Genomic DNA, 20184 nt, shown 5'->3' with positions numbered 1-20184 from the left:
ATTAGATTTTTTAGGAGATGGACAGTAATAAATGAAGAAAATAGTAAGTTTTATTTTTATGACAATTGTCTATTGCGCCATTTTTGGAGCCTTGATTTACTTGTATCACTATAGTGGATTAACATCTGTTCATTTTATCTATAATGAATTCTAAATGGGCTACGCAAATGAAAGAAATTAATCAAGCACTTTATTGAAATAACAAGATTTAATTTTTTAAAACTATTTAGTTATAAAACAGCACAAGTATCAAATTAACTTTAATGTAAAACCAAAATTAAGGAGGTCAACGAGTAGTGAACTTTAACTTCATTAACTTACAGCCTTATTCCAATCCGCATTACTTTGTGTATTTGATGATTGGCTTAATCCCCATTATCATCGGGCTGTATTGGGGGCATCGCTTCAAAACTTATGAAGTTGTGTTCTCGCTAGTTTTTCTTTTTCTTATTTTTGATGCGGAAAAGTGGCAACAGGGCGTTAGCCTGATCATTTATATTGTGTTTCAGCTCTTGGTTTCCTACGGCTATCTCTATTATCGCGGGCGTAAAAATAGTCAAAATAAAACCTGGGTTTTCTACTTGGCCGTCATTTTAGCAATTGTGCCCCTGATTTTAGTCAAAGTGCAGACTGCTTTTCCGCAAGCTAAAATTCCGGGAGTCTTGGCCTTTCTAGGTATTTCCTATCTTACTTTCAAGACCGTGCAGGTGGTAATGGAAGTGCGCGATGGTGCCATTAAAGAGCTTAATCTCGGAACGTATTTACGCTTTCTCTTGTTCTTTCCCACCATTTCATCGGGGCCAATTGATCGCTACCGCAGATTTGCCAAGGAGTGTGATGCTGTTCCTAAGCGTGAGCAATATTTAAATGACTTGGAGCTGGCAACCCGCTATTTGTTTCAGGGCTTTCTCTATAAATTTGTTCTGGGCTGGTTCTTTGGTACCTACTGGCTGCCTCGAATTACCCGAGCAGCAATGATAACAGGTACGGCTAATGGCGGTTTGAAACTTTCTTGGTGGGTAGTCGCCTACATGTACTGCTACAGCATGTATTTGTTCTTTGACTTTGCCGGCTATTCTTTATTTGCCGTGTCAATTTCCTACTTTATGGGTATTCACACCCCAATGAACTTTAATAAGCCGTTTATTTCCCAAAATATTAAAGAATTCTGGAACCGCTGGCACATGACTTTGTCCTTCTGGTTTCGGGACTACATCTATATGCGGTTTACCTTCTTTGCCATGAAGAAAAAGCTGTTCAAGAATCCGGTCAGACTATCTCAAGCAGCTTATCTGTTATTATTCTTAGTGATGGGCTTCTGGCATGGACTAACCTGGTATTATATTGTTTATGGGTTGTTTCATGCTGTGGCCATCATCATCAATGATTGCTGGCTGCGGTTTAAGAAGAAGCACAAAGACAAATTGCCATCAAATAAATACACCAAATGGCTGGCAATTTTTGTTACTTTTAATGTAGTGTGTTTTAGTTTCCTGATATTCTCAGGTTTTCTCAGCCAGCTTTGGTTTGGTTGGGAATAAGCATTAAATTTATAAAGGAGTTTTGGTTATGGATATGAGGGTAAAAATGAGTAACAAAGGCCGGCTGTGGCAGATTTTTGGCCCAGTACTCTGCGCCGCTATCTTGTTACTGGTCATCTTTTTACTGCCGTGGGAGCGAACTTTTTCTCAAGATGCCATTTACCAAGCAGCTAATTCCCAGACCACGACTATTTTTAAAGGCTCTTTGATGAAACAGGATGCCTTTAAAGATGACTATGTGCCTTTTTATGGCTCAAGTGAATTATCACGGCTTGACCCACTGCACCCGAGTGTAATTGCGCAAAAATATCACCGCGATTACCGACCATTTTTGTTAGGTGGGCCAGGTAGCCAATCTTTGGCACACTTCTTAGAGATGCAGGGCACCTCAAAACAGCTTAAGGGCAAAAAAGCCGTGGTGATTGTTTCACCGCAATGGTTTACCAAGAAGGGGCAAAATCCTGATGCCTTCGCACTGTATTATTCACCGCTGCAAGCCTGCAATTTTCTGTTAGGGATTAAAAAAGATACACCGACAAACCGCTATGCGGCTAAACGCTTCTTGCAGATGCCGGAAGTAAAAGGCGTTATTAAGCTGGGAATGAAAAGAGTTACCCGCGGGGAAAAGCTGACCGGTTTTCAGCGTTTCTACTTGGAGAACCAGCGGCGCATACTTAACAATGAAGACAAGTTCTTTAGTACCTTTCAATTACGTGACCGGATCAAAAGGATCAATAAGCAAGCTAAACTTTTGCCGGCTACTTATTCAGTCAAGGCCTTAGACCAAGTGGCAAGTGAGCAGGCTGAACTTAACACTAATTCGAATAGCTTTGGCATTAATAACCGCTTTTTTAAGCGGCGTTTGAATAAACGCTTATTGGTTAAATTGAAGGGCAGTCAACGACACTTTAACTACACTAAATCAGTAGAATACAGTGATTTTGAACTGATGTTGCACCAGTTTGCCAAGCAACATACCAATGTGTTGTTCATTATCCCGCCGATCAATGAAAAATGGTCTAATTACACTGGCCTGTCACAAACCATGTACCAAAAGGCCGTTTCCAAGATTAAGTACCAACTGGCCAGTCAAGGTTTTGATAATGTCACTGATTTGTCTAAGCGCGGCGGTGAACAGTACTTCATGGAAGATACGATTCACCTAGGTTGGCGTGGCTGGGTAGCTGTTGACAAGGCAGTAAAGCCGTTCATGGCGCAAAGTGATCTGCCACGTAATTATAATATTCATAACTATTTTTACAGCAGAAAGTGGCAAAAAAAGCCATACGCAATCAGAACTATAAACCAAAAGCTATATGATTTTAACAAATCAGATTCACTAAAAAGGAAAATAGTGCGCCAGCAAATTGATGCTTTAGGAATCAAGGGCTCAATTCTAGTCATTAAAAATGGTAAGACTTGGCTTGATTACGCTACTGAGAATAATACGAACACTAGTTATTTAATTAATTCTGTACAAAAATCAATGACTGCTGCAATTATCATGCACCTAGTGCAGGAGGGCAAGCTAAGTCTGCAGGATAAATTGAGTAAATTTTATCCGCAAATTGCTGGGGCGAAGAAGGTTAAGTTGAAAAATCTGTTAGACATGACGGCAGGTCTTGATCTTAAGCCAGGGGCAAGATTAGGGCGAAAACATTTCATTTCAGATAATGATAATGTTCAATGTGATGCTAAAAAAACGGTTTTTAATGCTAAAATGCTCGGTAAATGGCATTACCGTTCACTAAACTATATTTATTTATGTGGCATTATGAGTAAAATAACGGGCCAAAGCTATGAGCAGCTATTCCGTGACACCTATGTCAGACCATTAAAGTTGCAACAAACGGAATTTTTGTGGTCAAAGCCGGACAAAATTGTTGCTAGTGGCTTAGTTCCAGGAATGGTTTATCGTAATGGTCAATATAATACTTTTAAATTTAAAAAGGCCTTGCATAATGCACATGACGAACTGGGGGCAGGATCAGTAGTGATGTCCAATCATGATTTAGCTAAGACGGTCCATTATATTTTAGCGGGCAAACTACTTACAAAAGCAAGTTGTAATTTTCTTTATCAAGCTGCTCCACCAGCTTATTACAATGGTGGCTTTTATAACGACAAGTCCCATAATATAAAAAAAGCTAATGGTGGAGGAGCAGGCTATTATACGTTTTTGCGTAGCTCAGATGATGGTAAAACTATTATAGTCATCCAGTCTAACAAAACAAAAGAAGGAGAATTTGATATATTAAGAAGTCAGATAAATAAGATTATGTTGCGATTACTAAAATAAAGAAGTCTCTGAAATTTTAAAGTTTCAGAGGCTTTTTAGTTAGTTTTATTTCAAATTAAGAAGCAGTCTTAGCTGTTGATTAAAATAAATTTTAGTATTATTGCAAATGTCTTTAATTTATAAAAAATCTTCAACTTCCTGTTTTAAACTTTCTGCCAAGTTTTGGGCACCAATTTTTTCTAATAAACTAATCTGTTCTAGTGCTTCTAATTTGTGTTTTTGACAAATTGCAATTCGAGCATTAACAACAAGCAATTTATCATACTGTCTTAGGCTCTTTAATAAAGGCTTTAAACTATTTAAAATAGTGACAGCTAACTTAAATTTGTGATGCGTCATTTGTATTATTGCCTGATTAATTAGCGTATTGGTTTTCAGAGTTCTCATAAATGGGTAATGATTGTCTATATTTGCAATAATCCTGGCAATAATTTCGTTTGCTGTTTGATAGTCAAAGGCAAATAAAATTGAATTAAGGATCGTAATATCTGTAACAGTAAAAATCTCGATATTACAAAGAGAGTTGAACCAAATAGGTTGAACTAGTTCTTGTGCATGAGTAAATCCTTTTGGTTTATCGACTAATAGTAGAGCTTTAAGAATAATAGTAATTCGTTTAATATCATCGTCGTTTTTGACTAAGAGACAATCTTGTAACAAACTATTTATTTTATCCTTATCAATACTACCATCAAGGTTTAAAAACCGATGCAGAAGTTGACTTTTAGTACTAATATGATAACCATTACTAATATATTCAAACTCGTTGGGAGTTAAACCCAGTCGCTTTATTAATTTAAGTTCATTTTCGTAAGTAGTTGATAATTCAGTATTTTCAATTTTTGAAATTGTACTACGGTCAAATAAATCTTGTGCTAAATCTTGCTGGGTCATTTTACGTGTAGTTCTAAGACTATGAATTGTTTTGCCAAAATTGCTCATGGTATTACTCTTTTTATGTTTATTTATTCTTAGAATGATGTGCTGATTTTGCACATTATTAATAATGGCTTAATGTTATTCTTAGTTTAGAAATAAATCAATAATTATATCTGATTTATTTCGTCAATTAAGAAGTCGTCATCTTACCTATAAAGACGTAATAGCATGACTTTTGTACATTTATTTGGAAAGGAGGATAAATACATGACCGAAACAATAGCAGGGGTATCTTTAATCATTACATGCTGGTGTTTGGGTAAAATCTATAAAGATAATCCAGCAATCAAATTTCTTAGGATTAATCGGGGAATGATATTGATATTAACCTCCGTTTCCTTAGTAGCCTTTGAATTAGTAATACATAATTTTCAGTTTGGCCAAATTTTACCGGCTTTCCATTCTGGAATTGCTTTGCTTATTCTGTTAGGTTTATTTTATATTTTTAGTGATTATCGTTCAGCAAAATAAACGATAGAGTTATTATGAGGTGAAAATATGTTGTGGATTATGATTTTACTTCTTATATTATTTGCGGGAATGGAATATACAGGAAGAGAGCAACTGCAAGCTCTTAACAAGATTTTTGCTGGGGTAGCAATTGCAATTATTGTTATACCACCAGTTGTATCGTACTTGCTATTTAAGAATTTCACTGCTTTAAACAGTGTCAGCATTATTCTTGGAGTAGTTCAGGTATGTGTACTAGCAGCAATATATTTTATATTCAGAAAAATTGCTTTGAACGATTAGTTATTAAAAGCAAGCACAGTGATATATGATAAAAATTTTGATTATAGAAATAGCTTAGGATTTTCTAAAAATCTTTTTGCTAATATTTTGACTCCAAGCTACAGTTAGCTTGGAGCTTTTTAAGTTAAAAACAATTGCCCAAAAAATTATTGTCATAGTCTGAATTAGAATTTGCAATAAAATCAAAAGAACTAACTTGCGAATAAATCGTGTGTTAGTTCTTTGTGTTTAATCTTAATTTTAGGGATGTTATTAGTTGGAAATTATTTTAATCTTTTTATCTGCAATTTTAATTAGGTAATCACATTCTCGCCAAACACTCGGATCATGAGTTGCTATCACAATTGTGGCAGCGGGATCAAAATTATTTAACAAGGTTTTTAGCACTACTTGGCTATTTTCTGAATCAAGCGAACCGGTTGGTTCATCTGCAAATATCACTTTGGGAGTTTTTAAAAGTATGCGGGCTAGCGCTATCCGTTGCTGTTCACCTCCGCTGAGAGTATATACTTTTTGATTAAACGGCATTTTTTCCAGACCCACTTGCTTTAAGGCTGACTGCATTCGTTTGCTTTTTTGTCCTTTAGTTAATTTCTGATTAGCAAAGCCTAATTCTAGGTTTTGCTTGACGGTCTCCGTGTCAATTAACCCAAAATTTTGAAAAATAAAGCCAAAAGTTGTGCGATATAGTTTTTTGCGATTTTTACCATTAACAGTTAAGTCAGAAATTACTACTTTTCCGGATGAAGGTTGCTCAAGTCCGCTTAAAACATTAAGAAAAGTTGTTTTACCAGCACCACTTTTGCCCACAATAGCATAAGTTTTACCTGTTTCTAAAGTGCAATTAATATCTTCGAAGATAACTTTTTCTTGAAACTTTTTAGTAAGATGTTCTACTTTAATCAATTTTTCGCTCCTAATTTCCGTGATTAAGGGTAATTAATAAATTGTGCTGTGCGTGAATATAAGTTAATAAAATAATAACTGCTTCTATTAAAAGGTAACCTAAAGTGAGCGGTATTAAGTTTAAATATCCTCTTTTAGCTAAAACCAAGCTAATCATTAAGAAATCAAACCCCAAATTAACAATTAAAAACGTGCAAATTAGTTTAGCGTTAGATTTTCCGAATACCTGATAAACCGCCATTTTATGCCTCTGGCTTTGCAAGAAGGTTGAGCTGACAAACAAGATAATAAAAATTAATTGCAGCAGTGATATGATTGTCGTAATGGTTAACAGGAGCAGCTCCTTATTTGCTTTTGCGACATAATCCGAAAGCAATGCCTGCTGGCTGGTAATTCCAACAGTATAAGGGGTTAAACCTAAACGCTGCACTAATCTTTGCAGGGCTTTAAGATCGGAAAAGCGGATCATTCCTTGACTGTTAGTTGACAAATAGAAATCATCCGATAACAACTTATCATTCACTACGATAATTAACGGATTAAATGAAATAGACGATAGTATCTCGTTATTAACGGTATAATTAAGGACTTTTTGATCACTTGCAATTGGGATGACTTGAACCGATGGCATCTTTTTTTGCTTGCGATAGCGGTTAGGTAACTTATTTTGAAACTTAAGGAAGCTCTTTAACTCCTTCTTAGCTTCTCCCAGTTGGTCTAAGCGATTCTTTGGTACTAAGAGCAAGACATTATTTTCAGGAACTTTAATATGTTTAGAAGTGAGGCCACTCTTTGCCAGGAAGCTTTTATTGGCAGTAATCACATTGCCATTTTCAGGCTGAACATCCCGCATTGCTGGTCTGAATACCTGTGAATTTTTTGCAATGATTGCTTGCGGAGACTCGACCACCAATTTATGAACCTTTCGCGCTACTTTCATATCTTCAGCCTTGTCCGAAGTATGCCAACTAAGATCCAGTGAATAGCCATTTTCTTTAGCAGAAAGCTTTTTGATGATACTCGTGTCTCTTGTATAAATTTGGTAATTTTTATATAAAGCTATCGCGTTAAGCATTATTAAGGCTAGCAGCACTATTTTTAAAAGATAGCCTATTAATAAAAACGCTCCCGAATTTTCTTCGCCCTTGATTGCGGCATATGGCTTTAATAACACCAGTACCAGATAGGATAAGGCGTTTAAGAAGAAGAAACTTAAAAATAAAATCAATAATACGAGTAGCAAGTAGGGTAAAAAAGTTGTCCAGCCTTTAGCAGTAAATGAATAAGATCCCCAAGCGACTATGAATATTACAATTAGGCCGAGAGCTGCAACTAATAAAGGTGCTTCTCTTTTTAAGTCGTTCATAAAAAGCTGCCAGTTATTTAAGCCGTTAATTTTCATTATGCCATACGCTTTGAAACGGTATAATTTTTCGAGCACCATTACAATGAACAAAATGCTGATAACACCCAAAAATATGACTACGTTGGTACTACTTAATTCCGTTAGAAATAAATGCAAAATATAATTAAATGATAGGGAGTTGTGTTCAGTTCGTACTCTTAATTGGTGTGAATGGAGTAATGAAAGCAAATCGCCCAAAACTTTATTTTGGGCATTAGTACAATATACTCCGTAAAGATCTTCTAATTGTAGCTTTTTATTTGATAGTTTTTTAACAGATTTATCTTTATAAAGTGAGTAATCTTTATTATCATTGCCAAAACTATAAACTATTTTACTTTGATGGCCATTAAAATTATTAATTCTTAGCTTAACTAAAGAAATATTCTTAGAATGAGCAAACTTTTGTAATATGATAAAAAAACTTTTTTTATTATGTTTTTTGTTCCATTCTTTACTGTCCGTTTTTTGCCATTTCCTAATTTGCGAATTATTAAGTTTTTTTGAACCATAAATTTCCACAATAGTTGGATTATCGGGTAAAGAACTGTCATCATAGGAATGAAAAATGTTAGTGAACAGGGCGATAGTAGCAATTGTAATTAGCAAGTAAAGTAGGACTTTTATTTTTCGTAGCACATTTAAACCTCTTAAAACCTCTTATCCAAAATAGCTCTGTCAAAATCGAATTGGTATTCTGTATCTTTTATCATATATGTAATTTTAGCTATTTACTATTAGATTAAACGAGTTATCATGTTCTTTCAACTGTGCTTTGCTTTTGATGTTGAAAAGATTGTTGAAAATAATTTTGTAGGTATGTATTTAAGTTGTTAGTTATTTAAACGAAGAGCTTTGATATTTAGTCAGTTTGAATTAATAATATTGAGTATGATTTTTGTAACTAAAAAAATACTTCCAGTAGAGAATAATTTAATACTGGAAGTATTTTAAATTGAACAATTAATGAGTTTTACGGATCACCACCATATTTTTTACGCAGCTTTAGGTCATAGTATGTTGCCAAAAGCAGAATTACTGCCCAGAAAACGCATAGTGCAATTATTGGCCATACATCTACTATTCTTTGAATATAAATTGAAATGTTAGCTTTAAGCGGAAAAATTATGTACCAAAGTACCGGAACCCAGGGAACAAGTATAACACCAAGGATTAAACACATATCAAAGCTTTTGGGATGAGTCCGAGGCCTGCTAAAGACTTCTTTTTCGTGTTTTTTTACATATATTGCGCTAATAATTACTAGTATAATTAGCATGAATTGCAGAATTTTCAGTATTGTGGTTACAAATGGTGGAAACATTATCTTCAACCTCCTTACTTTTATAATCCTAGTATTATGTAATTATGAAAGCTTATTACTAATTAATTTCTGCGATGCGTGTCTTTTAGCAATATCGAATTTGATTTTAAATTGGCATTAAAAAAGAGTAATATACATCTAAATATTTTCTATAGTGTTTGAGGATTCATTTAAAAATTAACCTCTAATGAGTTCTTAGTTTCATAATATCATTTAAGCGAGGTTTTTAAATAGGTTTTTACATGAACAAGTTTGGTCGGACGATTAGGAAATTAAGAATATAACGAAGGATAACACAACAAGTGTTAGCGTCTTTGATCGTATGATTACGAAACTGCAAATAAAATTGTTGACAAAATTATTGAAGCAATCGATAAATATTACCCCTTAAATAAGTCTTCAAAAGTAAATACATTAGTTAATCAGGTAATGACTGAAATGTTGGCACAAAAATTTGACTTGGCAGTAGTTAATTTAATTAAACTAAAACCCCTAATTAAAGAGTTGGTCAATATGATAAATTGCTTGTGAATAAAGTCAGGATTGCTGTTTGTCAGAAATATAAAACCGAAGCTTTAAAACAAGTAAGTTTGCTTCAAAAGAATCGAAGCTGATCATTTAGCTGATAGGTTAAGAACAAAAATTGATGAATTTTATAGTTTAATAAAACAAGCAAATTGCTTTTTTAATAAAATGAACTACTATTTGGTCAATATTGTAAATGAGGTGGCAATAATGACTAGAAAAGTAAAATTTGGTATATTTGCATGTATTGTTGCTGCAGGTCTTTTTTTATTTTACTATTGGGCATCAAATGACTATGTACCTGATGTAGCACAATATCAGGTTAATCAAATAATAAGAAAACACGATACCCGAGAAATTAACCAAGTAGCAACTAATAGGAAAACAGCGAAATTTTTACATTCTCTTAAAACTAGTGATCGTTGCCAGAAAATTAGCGAGTTTCAAGGTGGAACTGAAGAATGTGGCTATTATGTTGCAAGTATCAAAAATAAACCTGTTGGGATTTATATGCAAAAAAAATCCAATTCCTTTTGGAATTGGAAAATAAAAAGTATCATATGTTTTGATTGAGCCAACCCTATAAAAATGTAGGCTACTTCATATATCTATAAATGACAGGTTGCGAATTATTAAGATTTAGGCAACATTTTTACCAGGTCACTTAAATCCAATCCGTAGTTTCTAATACAAATTTGAAACTCTAATTCAGGCTCAGGTAAATACGAGGTACTAAAAAAGGCACCTATTGCTCCAAGTAGTCCTAAAGCCCTGCGGAAATCCTCTTTCGTAAAAACTGATAAGTAAATGTTATCATCATAACCATCTACTCTAGCAGTGTATTCTGTTTCTAAATTTTTTAGAGTGCTTTTGAAAAGCTTCATTAAATTTTCTTGTTTTGTTTTTTCCATGATAATTTGTAACTCCAATTTATGGTTATTGATCTGGCTAAAGTATAATTAAAAAATTATTCCTTGCTTTTTATGCTAGTTGACAAAATTTTGTATTATAAAACAATAATTTACTCAATCGCTTTTTCTTAACTGGTACTACATATTACTGTAATATACTTATTTAGCTAGATATTGTATCTAAAAAATAATGACAAAAGGAATTGAGAATTTTAATGGTAAAAAATAGTAAGCTAATTGGTTCAATACTTTCAGTGGGAATACTTAGTTTTTTGGGAATTGTGATAGAAACTGCACTCAATATTGCTTTTCCCCAATTAATGACTGAATTTAATATTTCTGCCAGAACGGTTCAGTGGTTAACAACAGGCTATATGTTAGTATCTACGATTATTATTCCTTTTGGTTCGTATTTACAAAAGAGATTCAAAGTTGTTTCTTTATTTAGAATAGCTGTTTTATGCTTTTTACTAGGTACTTTTTTAGCAGGAATTTCATCAAGTTTCACTTTATTGCTATTTGGGCGTCTTTTACAAGGAGTTGCTGCCGGCATTGGTTTGCCACTAATGTTTTCAATAATCTTAAGAGAATCACCTCAAAAGCAAGTTGGCATGTTTATGGGGCTCGGTACTCTTGTTATTGCTTTTGCTCCTGCAGTTGGTCCAGTATACGGTGGAATAGTTCTAAAACTATTTCAGTGGCAGAATTTATTTTTGTTTATTATCCCAGTAATTATATTGATCTGGGTATTAGGCGAGTTTAGTATCACTCAAACTACTAAAACTGAAAAAATTCCATTCGATTTTCAGGGCGGATTACTTTTAATTGCGTTTCTCATGTCCGCTTTATTTGTACTTTTGGGTTTTACCAGTGGCAATAATATTTGCCTGCAATTAATACTGGCATTAATCACTATTATTACTGGATCTTTCTTTATTTTGGTTGAAAAGCATAGTCAGCATGCAGTTTTAAAAGTTAGTTTATTTAAAAACTGGCAGTTTACTTTCTTTTTGCTGGCATTTTTTCTGTTGCAATTAATGTCACTGAGCATGTCATTTTTGATACCCAACGTGTTACAGACAGCTTTTGCACAAACAACGGCCACAGCTGGGTTGCTGGTTTTACCTGCTGCTATCACAGATGCAGTTGTTTCAGCGTTTGCTGGAATAATTTACGATAAGGTTAATCAAAAATTACCAATAATATTTGGAGTAGTAATAATTCTTCTCACTTTTATAATTGCTAATTTTTTAAACCCAAATATTACCAACATGGCCTTTATTTATATCAGCTTTATGTTTGGCTTGGGATTTAGCTACGGTAATATCATGACTTTTTGTTTATCCCATATTACGACTGATGTAAAAAATGATGGGAATGTCATTTTTATGACTGCCCAATCATATTCGGGGGCGATAGGCACAGCACTAGCAGCTTCGTTAATAACTTTGGCGCAAACAGGTTTTAAAAACAAAAAGTTAGCGGCATTGGCAGGTCTAAAACTAAATTACAATATGTTAGTATTCCTATCTTTGATCGTACTGGTTTGCATTTTAGTTTGCTTTATTTTTACTAAATCGAAAAGTAAATCTATACCAAATTAAGTTTAGTTATTCTGTTCCAAAAGAGTGTTATCTTTTAACTCGTAATGTTCAAAGTTATTGTCTTTAAATATTTGCTCATCGTAATGGTGTGCAATTTCCAACACAGTGCAGTTCAACCTGTTTATTACTTTTTGCACTTTTTTACCTGTTTCATTATCTAAAGCCGAGGTGGCCTCATCTACTAAAATAATCTTTTTACGGTAAATCAGTGCACGAGCAATTTCAATTCTTTGCTTTTGTCCACCTGACAGATTTGCACCATTTTCACCATACTTTTTGTCTAAACAATTATCACCTAGTTCTGCTAATAAACCGACTGCTTTTAGTGCTTTCAAGCATTCTTCATCCGAAAACTCTTTACCTAGAGTCAGATTAAGACGCAAAGTGTCATTGAACATGAATGGACTCTGAGCAATATAAGCAAGTTCACCAGAACCAGCGACATTTTTAACTACTTGAGAACCATCTTGGAGAAAAATTTGTCCGCTTGTAGGTTTGATGAAGCCTTCTATTAAGTTGAAGATTGTTGATTTGCCTGCACCGGATTTACCAGTAATTAAAATTTTGGTTCTGAATGGAATTGTTAAACTTAAATTTGTCAAAATCACCTTTTTGTCATTGTAAGCAAAACTGACATCATCTATCTTGATGCTAGGAGAATTAAGGTGTCTATTCTTGTTTTCTGCAAATTCAAGCGAATACAGTTTGAGACTTTTACGAATATTTTCTGTTGTCTTCATCTCATTTAGGCATTGTGCGGCATTTCTTAGGGGCCCAACGACACGGTCACTGGCTAAGAAAATGGCGATAATAGCTGCTGGTTCAGCCTGACCTTTGATAACAAAAAACAAACCTGCACCGAGAGGAAGAATAAAACTCAATGCAGAAAGAATGGCGCTGAGAAAAATTGCCCAAGCTTGATAGTCATTCATCTTTTTGTACGAATTTTCTGTTTGCTGCAAGTAGTTTTCTGTATCTGCAAACATTGTTTTTTCAGCTAAATAAGTTTTAATTGTGCGAATACCATTAAACAAGTCGGTTACTTTGCCTAAATAAGTGCTGCTGCTTTTTTGCCAAGTTTCAGAGGAATCACTTAATACTTTGCCAAAAATTTTGGATGAAAGCATTGGCAGCAGTGAAAACAAAATGAATAAGATCCCTATTGTAAAATTAAGCCAAAGAATATAAAAGCTGGATATTACAGCCATCAAAATGGCACCACACAACTCAAAAAAATTTTTAAAATAATTAGTTTCAATCAACTTGAAGTCATTAAAAATTTTTGAAACATTATCTGAAGCAACTGCTGCAAAGTCTGGGTTAACTATCTGACCGTAAACAAAGCTGTCTTTTATTTTGATATTCATTAATTTGATTGCCTGATTGATCCAGATTTGCTTTAGGGTCATGGCGAAATAAACTAATCCCAGAGCCAGCAAACTGCTAATGATATACAACACTGCTTTTATAGCGGGTGTATGGCGGTTGAAAAGCGTCACATTTGAAACTACTGAAGATAAAACCACGCCATCAAAAGAATAAATTATAGTTGCAATTAGAATTCCCAATAATAATGACTTAGGTAATGTTTTAAAAAAAGTTTTGAAAGACATTGCATTCTCCTGGTACTTTGAAATATAAATAGTTTTAATTAAATAAACTTTATTTTATCACGGAATTTTAATAATATTAAATTATTATTTGAATATTTTATTAAAAACATTATGGTGCTAAATTATTTTAAAAGGAGCAAAACGATGAGAATTAATGTTTTACAACACACGCCAAACGAAGGCCCCGGTTCAATTCAGGAATGGGCTGACTTGCATCAGCATGATTTTTATGTATATCATCCCTATCAGTTTGGCATTTTGCCTACTGCTGCCACAACAGATTTACTAGTTATCTTAGGCGGTCCTATGAGTCCAAATGATGATCTGCCATGGATTGAGCAGGAGCGTCAGTTAATTAAGCAGCTATTTAAAGAGGACAAGTCTATTTTAGGAGTATGCTTTGGCGCACAACAAATTGTTAAAACTTTAGGCTATCAGGTTAAAAAGGCGCCGGTTAAGGAAGTAGGCTGGGGGCCGGTCAAATTGCAATCCAAATTAATAAGCGGTTTGCCTGAACAATTAGAAGTATTGCATTGGCATGAAGAGATGTTTGAAATACCAAAAGAAGCTGACGTTTTATTTTCTAATGCTAATTTACAAAATCAAGGTTTTGTTCTGGGTAAGCAAGCTGTTGGTTTGCAGTTTCACTTAGAACCAGAAAAAGATAATATCAAAGAGATTGTGGTCAACGATTCTCAATATCTTTCTGGGTCGATGTTTAAACAAACAGCTAAACAAATTATTGAGCATCCTGTTCCTAAAGAAAATAAAAGGGCAATGTTTCGCATTTTAGATTATTTGACGGAATAAAAATATATAATTCGCTTTAAAGTATTACTTTTTGCTGATAGTTTTAGAATCAGATCAATTATTTGTAAAAGCAGAAAATAGACGAGACTTAGCAATGAAGTGCCCCAAATTTGGGGGTATTTTTATATCTAAATTATCTAAACAAAATAAAATTGAAGTCTATCATCTTTGGCATAATTAGCATTTGGCGCAAACAATATAAGTATTGTAACTACTGAAATAACCTTCAAAATAAAAACCAAGCCATTTTAATGGCTTGGTATATACGATTATAGGTAATTTTCCTAAAATCTGGTTAATATTTGAGATTGGTTTGTTATAATTTAATTAGCGTAGAAAAGTTAAAAGGACGGTAGCTGCCGCTTTCATGAAGGAAGTGAGGCCTATGAATTATTTTGATTCATACTTCAGTCTCCCAAAAGAAAGGAGCAGCAGTTGATGAGCACTGCCGAAGCGTTAAGTTTAATGCTTAACTTTGGTATGTTTATCTTGACCTTGTTAATGTTTATTGACAAGCATCATGATAAATGAGCAAATCAAAAAACCGTCCTAGATACTGGCTGGGCGGTTTATAAATTTAAAAAATTATAACTATAAGCGCAGCTACCGTCCTTTGTGGCGGCTCTACGTGAGGAAGACTTATTGGCGTAAGTCTTCCTTTTTCTTACACCTGTATTTTAGCATGAATGCTTTTATGGTGCAATTAAGTATTATAGAGCAGAATTCATAGCGCTAAAGTATATAAGGCATTTTTAAATTGCAAAGCTGGAGCTAATTTAACAATATGCAGTTAATTTTACGCACTACACTAAACCGACTTGAACAATCATATCTTGCTCACACAAAAACCGTCTCAACAGAAACGGTTTTTATTTGTCTTATTTAGTTTTTGTATGAACGCAGCTTTGTTTAATAAGCAGCTCCATCATAAAAGTCAAAACGAGGTTTATTGAAATCAAAGTCTTTCACTTCACTGAGCTTAAGTGCAATATCGCAAACGCCCCAACTCATTAAATTGATTGGTTTGCCGTAGTCTTCATCAGGAATAACCAATACAATGTATTTTCCTTGGGACAGCGCATAACCCAATTCCATACCGAGACCTACATCTTCTTCATCTGGTAAATAGACGCCGATCATAACATCGCTAGTCTTAATACCTGTTAAGTCACCGCGGTAAGTAGCGGTTTCCCATTCACGATCACGCAAATATTCAGGATGCTCCTCGACATTGATGCCTTTGTATTGATGATCTAAAGGAACATAGCTGTTTTCCAGGTCAATGGTTGGGTTTTCTTCTAAAGCTTTCATTGTCTTCTTGTAAGCGTCGTTTTGCTTATCATTAAACCAACCAGCACCAAAATAAACAGTCTTTGTTTTAGTCATAAAATTTCTCCTTACCATTTAAACCTATTTTAAATATATTTCACGTAACTTACTGATTTCATCATCAGTTAATCTCATAATATCATGTAAGTAGTTTTCAACGCTACCATAATTTTTATTTATAGTTGAAATTACGAAGTCAATGTACTCGGAGTGCACGGTTTGCAAGTCTTTTAGGATATTTACTGTAACGTCGTTTGCTCCTTCATCTTTGGCTTTTTGTAAAAAATTACGGACAAAGTCTTTGGTGGCAACATTTGTTAACAGGTAATCTTTTTTGATAGTTTCAAATGGCACACCAAGTGCTGATAAAATCAGTAGTGCTGCAAAACCAGTTCGGTCTTTCCCAGCGGTGCAATGGAAAATTACACTCCGGTTTTCTTCGTCATTAGCTAGCAGCACATCAAAAAAGTGGCGGTAAGCTTTTTGAGCAGATTCGCTTTTAATCATGTCGTCATAGGCCAAAAACATGTGGTCAAATCCCGCTTGAGGATCTTGGCTTTTTTGACTGAGAATTTCATCGATTCCCTTTGATGACTCAGTCAAGTCCTCACTAAATACCGGATCAAAATTGTAAATGGCGCCTGCAGGAACCCGATCAGGCTCTTTTTCAGCCTCATCTTTACTCCGGAAGTCAACGACATACTTAACGCCATAGTCATGTAAAAATTTCAGATCGGTTTTATCCAGTTTTGCCAAGTTAGCTGTTCTGAGTAATTTATGCATTTTAACAGTTTTGCCGTCAGTAGTTTGATAGCCGCCCAGCTCGCGGAAATTACGGCCGCTTGTTACGCCAATTAATTGATTTTTAAGTTTTTGGGTCATTGAATACCTCCACCTTTGCATTTGACAATTACACTTAATTTTAGCAATAAACTAGTATATAAACAATTATAAAAAAACCTAAGTGGATAGTGAAATTATGGTAAAATAAACAAAAGAACATTATATTTCAAAAGGGTGAGAACATGGAAACGAAAAAAGCTAGCATTTTAGTTCCAGTTGACGGTTCAGAGTCGGCAGAAAGATCCTTTGATAAAGCAGTTAAAATCGCAATGACGGAAAATGCGCATATCGATGTCTTAAGTGTTATTGATACCAGACAATTCTTGGGTGAAATGCAAGATACACTGATCACGGGCGACACCGTTTATCAGATGACGCAAGATTCAGAAAAATATCTTAAAAGCTTAAAAGAATGGGCTCATGACAACTTAGGCTTCGATGATATTGATTATCATATTCGTTATGGCAGTCCGAAGGCGATTATTTCCTATGACTTTATTAAAGATCATCACAATGATTTGATTATCATGGGTGCAACAGGATTAAATGCAGTAGAAAGAATGTTGATGGGTTCAGTTACTGAATATGTTAATCAACATGCTTTGGCTGATGTTTTAATTGTCAGAACAGACGTTAATAATAATCCACTTAAGCCGCAAAACGGTAAGAAATAATTATACATAAATTTAAAAGCATACGATCAACAATTCGTGTGCCTTTTTTGTATTGAATACTGAACCTTAAAGCACTATGTAATGATAGTGTTCGTAAATATAACTTTAATTATACAATTTTAAAATAAATTTTGATATTTTGTTGCCATTTTGCGAATATTTATGGTATCATCATTATGAAATGAACGTAATTATACTGTTTGGAAGGTTGAGGGCAATGAAGGTAACAGGAAGAATTTATAATTTATTTTCCTATTTATGTACTGTTCAACTAGCTTTGTTAACCGTTCGTTTTTCTTTCAGAATAACTACCAGGGCATGATATGACATTGGTCATATCATGCCTTTTTATTTGCTTAATTTCAGGAGGATGTAATGAAAAATAGAAACGGAAGCTGATTCGGGTTAATTTTATTTGAATATTTACATGAATAAATTGCCATGAATATGACAACGAAGTTTATGCTTAAACAAAATTAAAGTTATGGTAAACGTATTTATTAGGAGTAAAAAAACAAATGACCAAAATCAAAAAGTTTCTGATAGCATGTTTTGCATTATTATTAACCGTTGGTGCTACCGCATGTTCCAATTCAAGTAAGAAATCAAGTTCAAGCAGTAACACGCCAAAGTCACTCAACGTCCAGTTTGTTCCCAGCGTAGCAGCTAACAAGTTGGAAGCACGGGCTAAGCCTATGGAAAAGTTATTGTCTAAGCGTCTGGGGATTCCGGTACATGTTTCAATGTCAACGGACTACAACGGACTAGTTGAAGCCATGAAATCTAAGAAAGTAGAAGTCGGCTTTTTACCTTCAGATGCCTATATTATGGCGCATAAGCAAAAAGCAGCTGATCTGCTTTTACAATCTGTTCGTTATGGCATTAAGCAACCAAATGGTGTTCAAACCAAAGAATTAGTTAATTCTTATCGTGGTGAGATCCTGGTTAAGAAGGATTCAAAAATTAAGAGTTGGAAGGATTTAAAGGGTAAGTCAATTTCTGTTCAAGATATTACTTCCGATTCTGGCTATGTTTTCCCAGTTGCCGAATTAAAGCAAAAGGGTTTAGATGTAACCAAGAGTTGCAAGACGGTATCTGTTAAAGGCGCTGACCAAGGCGTTTTAAACGTCTTAAACGGTGACACTGATGCAGCCTTTGTATTTGAAGATGCTCGTAACAATGTTAAAAATGATGACCCGAAGATTATGAGCAAAGTAGTACCAATTTACTTCACTAAGCGTATTCCTAACGACACTATTTCAGTCATCCCAAGTTTGCCAAAAGCTTTCCAGAAGAAACTGGCTAAAGCATTTATTGCTATTGGCAAGTCTAAAGAAGGTAAGAAGATTATTGAAAATGTTTATAACCAGGAGGGTTATACATACGCCAAAGATAGTGACTACGATATTATTCGTCAATACAATAAAATAGTTTCTTCTACTAAGAAATAATTTCCCAATATTTAAAAAACTCAAAAGGCTACATACTAAGAATTAAATAAACTTTCTTAAACAAAATAAGATTTCTAGTCAATTCTCTTTTCTAAATAAAACATTTCTGCTATTATTTGATAGAATAAATACAGTATGTCGAAAGGAGGGTGAAGGTAATGCAAAAACGGCGCTTGGCGTTCATTGAAGTTTTTGCAAAAAAGCCTTTTCGTTCCTTTCAAAATGGTATTGTTCGCTTTTTAGTAAAAGTGTTATTGAAAGACTTAGTTTAATTCACGTTCGTGTTTTTAGCTAAAGTCTTTTTTTATGTCTGGGAGGGCATGATGAAAAAATTTAGAAAAATACTAGCTGGTGCCGCTATTTTTTTAGTAGCATTCATGATGGCTGCCTGCTCAAACAAAGAAAAGAGCAAAGATACTGGCACGCCAAAGTCTTTGAACGTCCAATTCGTTCCTAGTCAGGCTGCCACTAAACTGGAATCTCGTGCAAAGCCGCTGGAAAAAATGTTGTCGGATCGTTTAGGCATTCCAGTACACGTATCAATGTCTACCGACTACAACACGGTGGTTGAAGCCATGAAGTCTAAGAAAGTTGATGTAGGTTTTTTGCCGCCAAATGGCTACATTTTAGCTCATAAGCAGGGTGCAGCAGATGTCTTGCTGCAAGCTCAAAGATATGGTGTTAAGCAACCTGATGGACGACCAACTAAGGAACTGGTTAACTTCTATCGCGCTGAAATTGTGGCAAAGAAAAATTCAAAAATTAAGAGCTGGAAAGATTTAAAGGGCAAGTCTATTTCTATTCAAAGTCCCACTTCTTCAGCTGGCTACGTTTTCCCAATTGCTGAATTAAAGGAAAAGGGCCTTGATGTACGCAAGAGTTGCAAGCTAGTGACAGTAACTGGTCAAGACCAAGCTGTTTTAAATGTTCTCAATGGCGACACAGACGCCGCGTTTGTTTTTGAAGATGCACGAACAATTGTTAAAGACGATAATCCTAAGATCATGAGCCAAGTTGTTCCAATTTACTTTACTAAGCCTATTCCGAACGATACCATTTCCGTTGTTCCGAGCATGAGTGAATCATTCAGAAAGAAATTGGCTAAGGCATTTATCGCTATCGGTAAGTCCAAGAAGGGTAAAAAGGTCATCGAAAGTATTTACACTCACGAAGGATATGTCCACACTAAGGACAGCGACTTTAATGTTGTGCGTAAGTATGAAAAAATTATTGAATCGACCAAAAAATAAAGAATAC

The 20184-nt window shown here is 34.5% G+C and carries 20 protein-coding genes; 12 read left to right on the top strand and 8 right to left on the bottom strand.

Annotation, left to right across the window (positions count from 1 at the left end; genetic code table 11):
* Positions 1–31 precede the first annotated feature (31 nt).
* The 3 genes from F5ESL0260_RS08295 to dltD all read left to right on the top strand — a co-directional run bounded on the left by F5ESL0260_RS08295 (position 32) and on the right by dltD (position 3840).
* Complete coding sequence (locus F5ESL0260_RS08295; protein ID WP_084600361.1) at positions 32–154, top strand: teichoic acid D-Ala incorporation-associated protein DltX; 123 nt, start codon at positions 32–34, stop codon at positions 152–154.
* 142 nt (positions 155–296) lie between these two features.
* Positions 297–1541: a D-alanyl-lipoteichoic acid biosynthesis protein DltB gene (dltB, locus tag F5ESL0260_RS08290; protein ID WP_122026556.1), complete on the top strand. Its 1245-nt coding sequence runs from the start codon at positions 297–299 to the stop codon at positions 1539–1541.
* 46 nt (positions 1542–1587) lie between these two features.
* Complete coding sequence (gene dltD, locus F5ESL0260_RS08285; protein WP_122026718.1) at positions 1588–3840, top strand: D-alanyl-lipoteichoic acid biosynthesis protein DltD; 2253 nt, start codon at positions 1588–1590, stop codon at positions 3838–3840.
* Positions 3841–3957: 117 nt separating this feature from the next.
* Here the strand turns inward: dltD and F5ESL0260_RS08280 are convergent, their stop codons facing one another.
* Entirely contained in the window at positions 3958–4782 is an 825-nt protein-coding gene (locus F5ESL0260_RS08280) for a helix-turn-helix domain-containing protein (RefSeq protein ID WP_122026555.1), read from the bottom strand.
* 204 nt (positions 4783–4986) lie between these two features.
* Between F5ESL0260_RS08280 and F5ESL0260_RS08275 the strand changes: the two genes are divergently transcribed.
* Together F5ESL0260_RS08275 and F5ESL0260_RS08270 are read left to right on the top strand one after the other, a co-directional pair.
* Entirely contained in the window at positions 4987–5250 is a 264-nt protein-coding gene (locus F5ESL0260_RS08275; RefSeq protein ID WP_122026554.1) for a hypothetical protein, read from the top strand.
* Positions 5251–5277: 27 nt separating this feature from the next.
* Positions 5278–5532: a hypothetical protein gene (locus F5ESL0260_RS08270; RefSeq protein ID WP_122026553.1), complete on the top strand. Its 255-nt coding sequence runs from the start codon at positions 5278–5280 to the stop codon at positions 5530–5532.
* Between the two features lie 252 nt (positions 5533–5784).
* Here F5ESL0260_RS08270 and F5ESL0260_RS08265 read toward each other — a convergent pair whose 3' ends face one another.
* The 3 genes from F5ESL0260_RS08265 to F5ESL0260_RS08255 all read right to left on the bottom strand — a co-directional run bounded on the left by F5ESL0260_RS08265 (position 5785) and on the right by F5ESL0260_RS08255 (position 9167).
* Positions 5785–6438 carry a putative bacteriocin export ABC transporter gene (locus F5ESL0260_RS08265; RefSeq protein ID WP_122026552.1) on the bottom strand — a complete coding sequence of 218 codons (654 nt, stop codon included), beginning with the start codon at positions 6436–6438 and terminating at the stop codon, positions 5785–5787.
* A gap of 10 nt (positions 6439–6448) precedes the next feature.
* The gene (locus tag F5ESL0260_RS08260) at positions 6449–8482 is read right to left on the bottom strand and encodes a hypothetical protein (RefSeq protein WP_122026551.1); all 2034 of its coding nucleotides are present in this window, start codon (positions 8480–8482) and stop codon (positions 6449–6451) included.
* Positions 8483–8816: 334 nt separating this feature from the next.
* Complete coding sequence (locus F5ESL0260_RS08255; protein ID WP_122026550.1) at positions 8817–9167, bottom strand: hypothetical protein; 351 nt, start codon at positions 9165–9167, stop codon at positions 8817–8819.
* A 735-nt stretch (positions 9168–9902) separates the two neighbouring features.
* On the opposite strand from F5ESL0260_RS08255, the gene F5ESL0260_RS08250 reads away from it, so the two are divergent.
* Positions 9903–10265: a hypothetical protein gene (locus F5ESL0260_RS08250; protein ID WP_122026549.1), complete on the top strand. Its 363-nt coding sequence runs from the start codon at positions 9903–9905 to the stop codon at positions 10263–10265.
* 59 nt (positions 10266–10324) lie between these two features.
* Here F5ESL0260_RS08250 and F5ESL0260_RS08245 read toward each other — a convergent pair whose 3' ends face one another.
* On the bottom strand, positions 10325–10603 hold the full coding sequence (locus tag F5ESL0260_RS08245; protein ID WP_122026548.1) for a hypothetical protein: 279 nt from the start codon (positions 10601–10603) through the stop codon (positions 10325–10327).
* A 215-nt stretch (positions 10604–10818) separates the two neighbouring features.
* On the opposite strand from F5ESL0260_RS08245, the gene F5ESL0260_RS08240 reads away from it, so the two are divergent.
* Entirely contained in the window at positions 10819–12207 is a 1389-nt protein-coding gene (locus F5ESL0260_RS08240) for an MFS transporter (RefSeq protein ID WP_233557729.1), read from the top strand.
* Between the two features lie 2 nt (positions 12208–12209).
* Here the strand turns inward: F5ESL0260_RS08240 and F5ESL0260_RS08235 are convergent, their stop codons facing one another.
* Complete coding sequence (locus F5ESL0260_RS08235) at positions 12210–13820, bottom strand: ABC transporter ATP-binding protein (protein ID WP_122026547.1); 1611 nt, start codon at positions 13818–13820, stop codon at positions 12210–12212.
* Between the two features lie 144 nt (positions 13821–13964).
* Between F5ESL0260_RS08235 and F5ESL0260_RS08230 the strand changes: the two genes are divergently transcribed.
* Both F5ESL0260_RS08230 and F5ESL0260_RS08225 read left to right on the top strand, forming a co-directional pair.
* The gene (locus F5ESL0260_RS08230) at positions 13965–14630 is read left to right on the top strand and encodes a type 1 glutamine amidotransferase (RefSeq protein ID WP_122026546.1); all 666 of its coding nucleotides are present in this window, start codon (positions 13965–13967) and stop codon (positions 14628–14630) included.
* Between the two features lie 438 nt (positions 14631–15068).
* Positions 15069–15161, top strand: coding sequence for a putative holin-like toxin (locus F5ESL0260_RS08225; RefSeq protein ID WP_081945322.1), 93 nt, complete (start codon positions 15069–15071; stop codon positions 15159–15161).
* Positions 15162–15539: 378 nt separating this feature from the next.
* Here the strand turns inward: F5ESL0260_RS08225 and F5ESL0260_RS08220 are convergent, their stop codons facing one another.
* Together F5ESL0260_RS08220 and F5ESL0260_RS08215 are read right to left on the bottom strand one after the other, a co-directional pair.
* Positions 15540–16016 carry a nucleoside 2-deoxyribosyltransferase gene (locus F5ESL0260_RS08220; RefSeq protein WP_046327691.1) on the bottom strand — a complete coding sequence of 159 codons (477 nt, stop codon included), beginning with the start codon at positions 16014–16016 and terminating at the stop codon, positions 15540–15542.
* Between the two features lie 24 nt (positions 16017–16040).
* Positions 16041–16841, bottom strand: a complete 801-nt coding sequence (locus tag F5ESL0260_RS08215) for a tyrosine-protein phosphatase (protein ID WP_122026545.1) — start codon at positions 16839–16841, stop codon at positions 16041–16043.
* Between the two features lie 143 nt (positions 16842–16984).
* On the opposite strand from F5ESL0260_RS08215, the gene F5ESL0260_RS08210 reads away from it, so the two are divergent.
* The 3 genes from F5ESL0260_RS08210 (at position 16985) to F5ESL0260_RS08200 (ending at position 20177) form a co-directional block, all read left to right on the top strand.
* A complete protein-coding gene (locus F5ESL0260_RS08210) occupies positions 16985–17476 on the top strand; it encodes a universal stress protein (protein ID WP_110446633.1) in 492 nt (163 codons plus the stop codon).
* Positions 17477–17994: 518 nt separating this feature from the next.
* Positions 17995–18927, top strand: coding sequence for a phosphate/phosphite/phosphonate ABC transporter substrate-binding protein (locus tag F5ESL0260_RS08205; RefSeq protein ID WP_110446632.1), 933 nt, complete (start codon positions 17995–17997; stop codon positions 18925–18927).
* 323 nt (positions 18928–19250) lie between these two features.
* On the top strand, positions 19251–20177 hold the full coding sequence (locus F5ESL0260_RS08200) for a phosphate/phosphite/phosphonate ABC transporter substrate-binding protein (RefSeq protein WP_122026544.1): 927 nt from the start codon (positions 19251–19253) through the stop codon (positions 20175–20177).
* The last annotated feature ends 7 nt before the right edge of the window (positions 20178–20184 follow it).

This window comes from Lactobacillus sp. ESL0260, from assembly GCF_003692935.1.
Classification (GTDB): Bacteria; Bacillota; Bacilli; order Lactobacillales; family Lactobacillaceae; genus Lactobacillus; species Lactobacillus melliventris.
The sequence above is the reverse complement of the archived record's forward strand: the minus strand, read 5'-3'. Positions and strand labels throughout refer to the sequence as shown.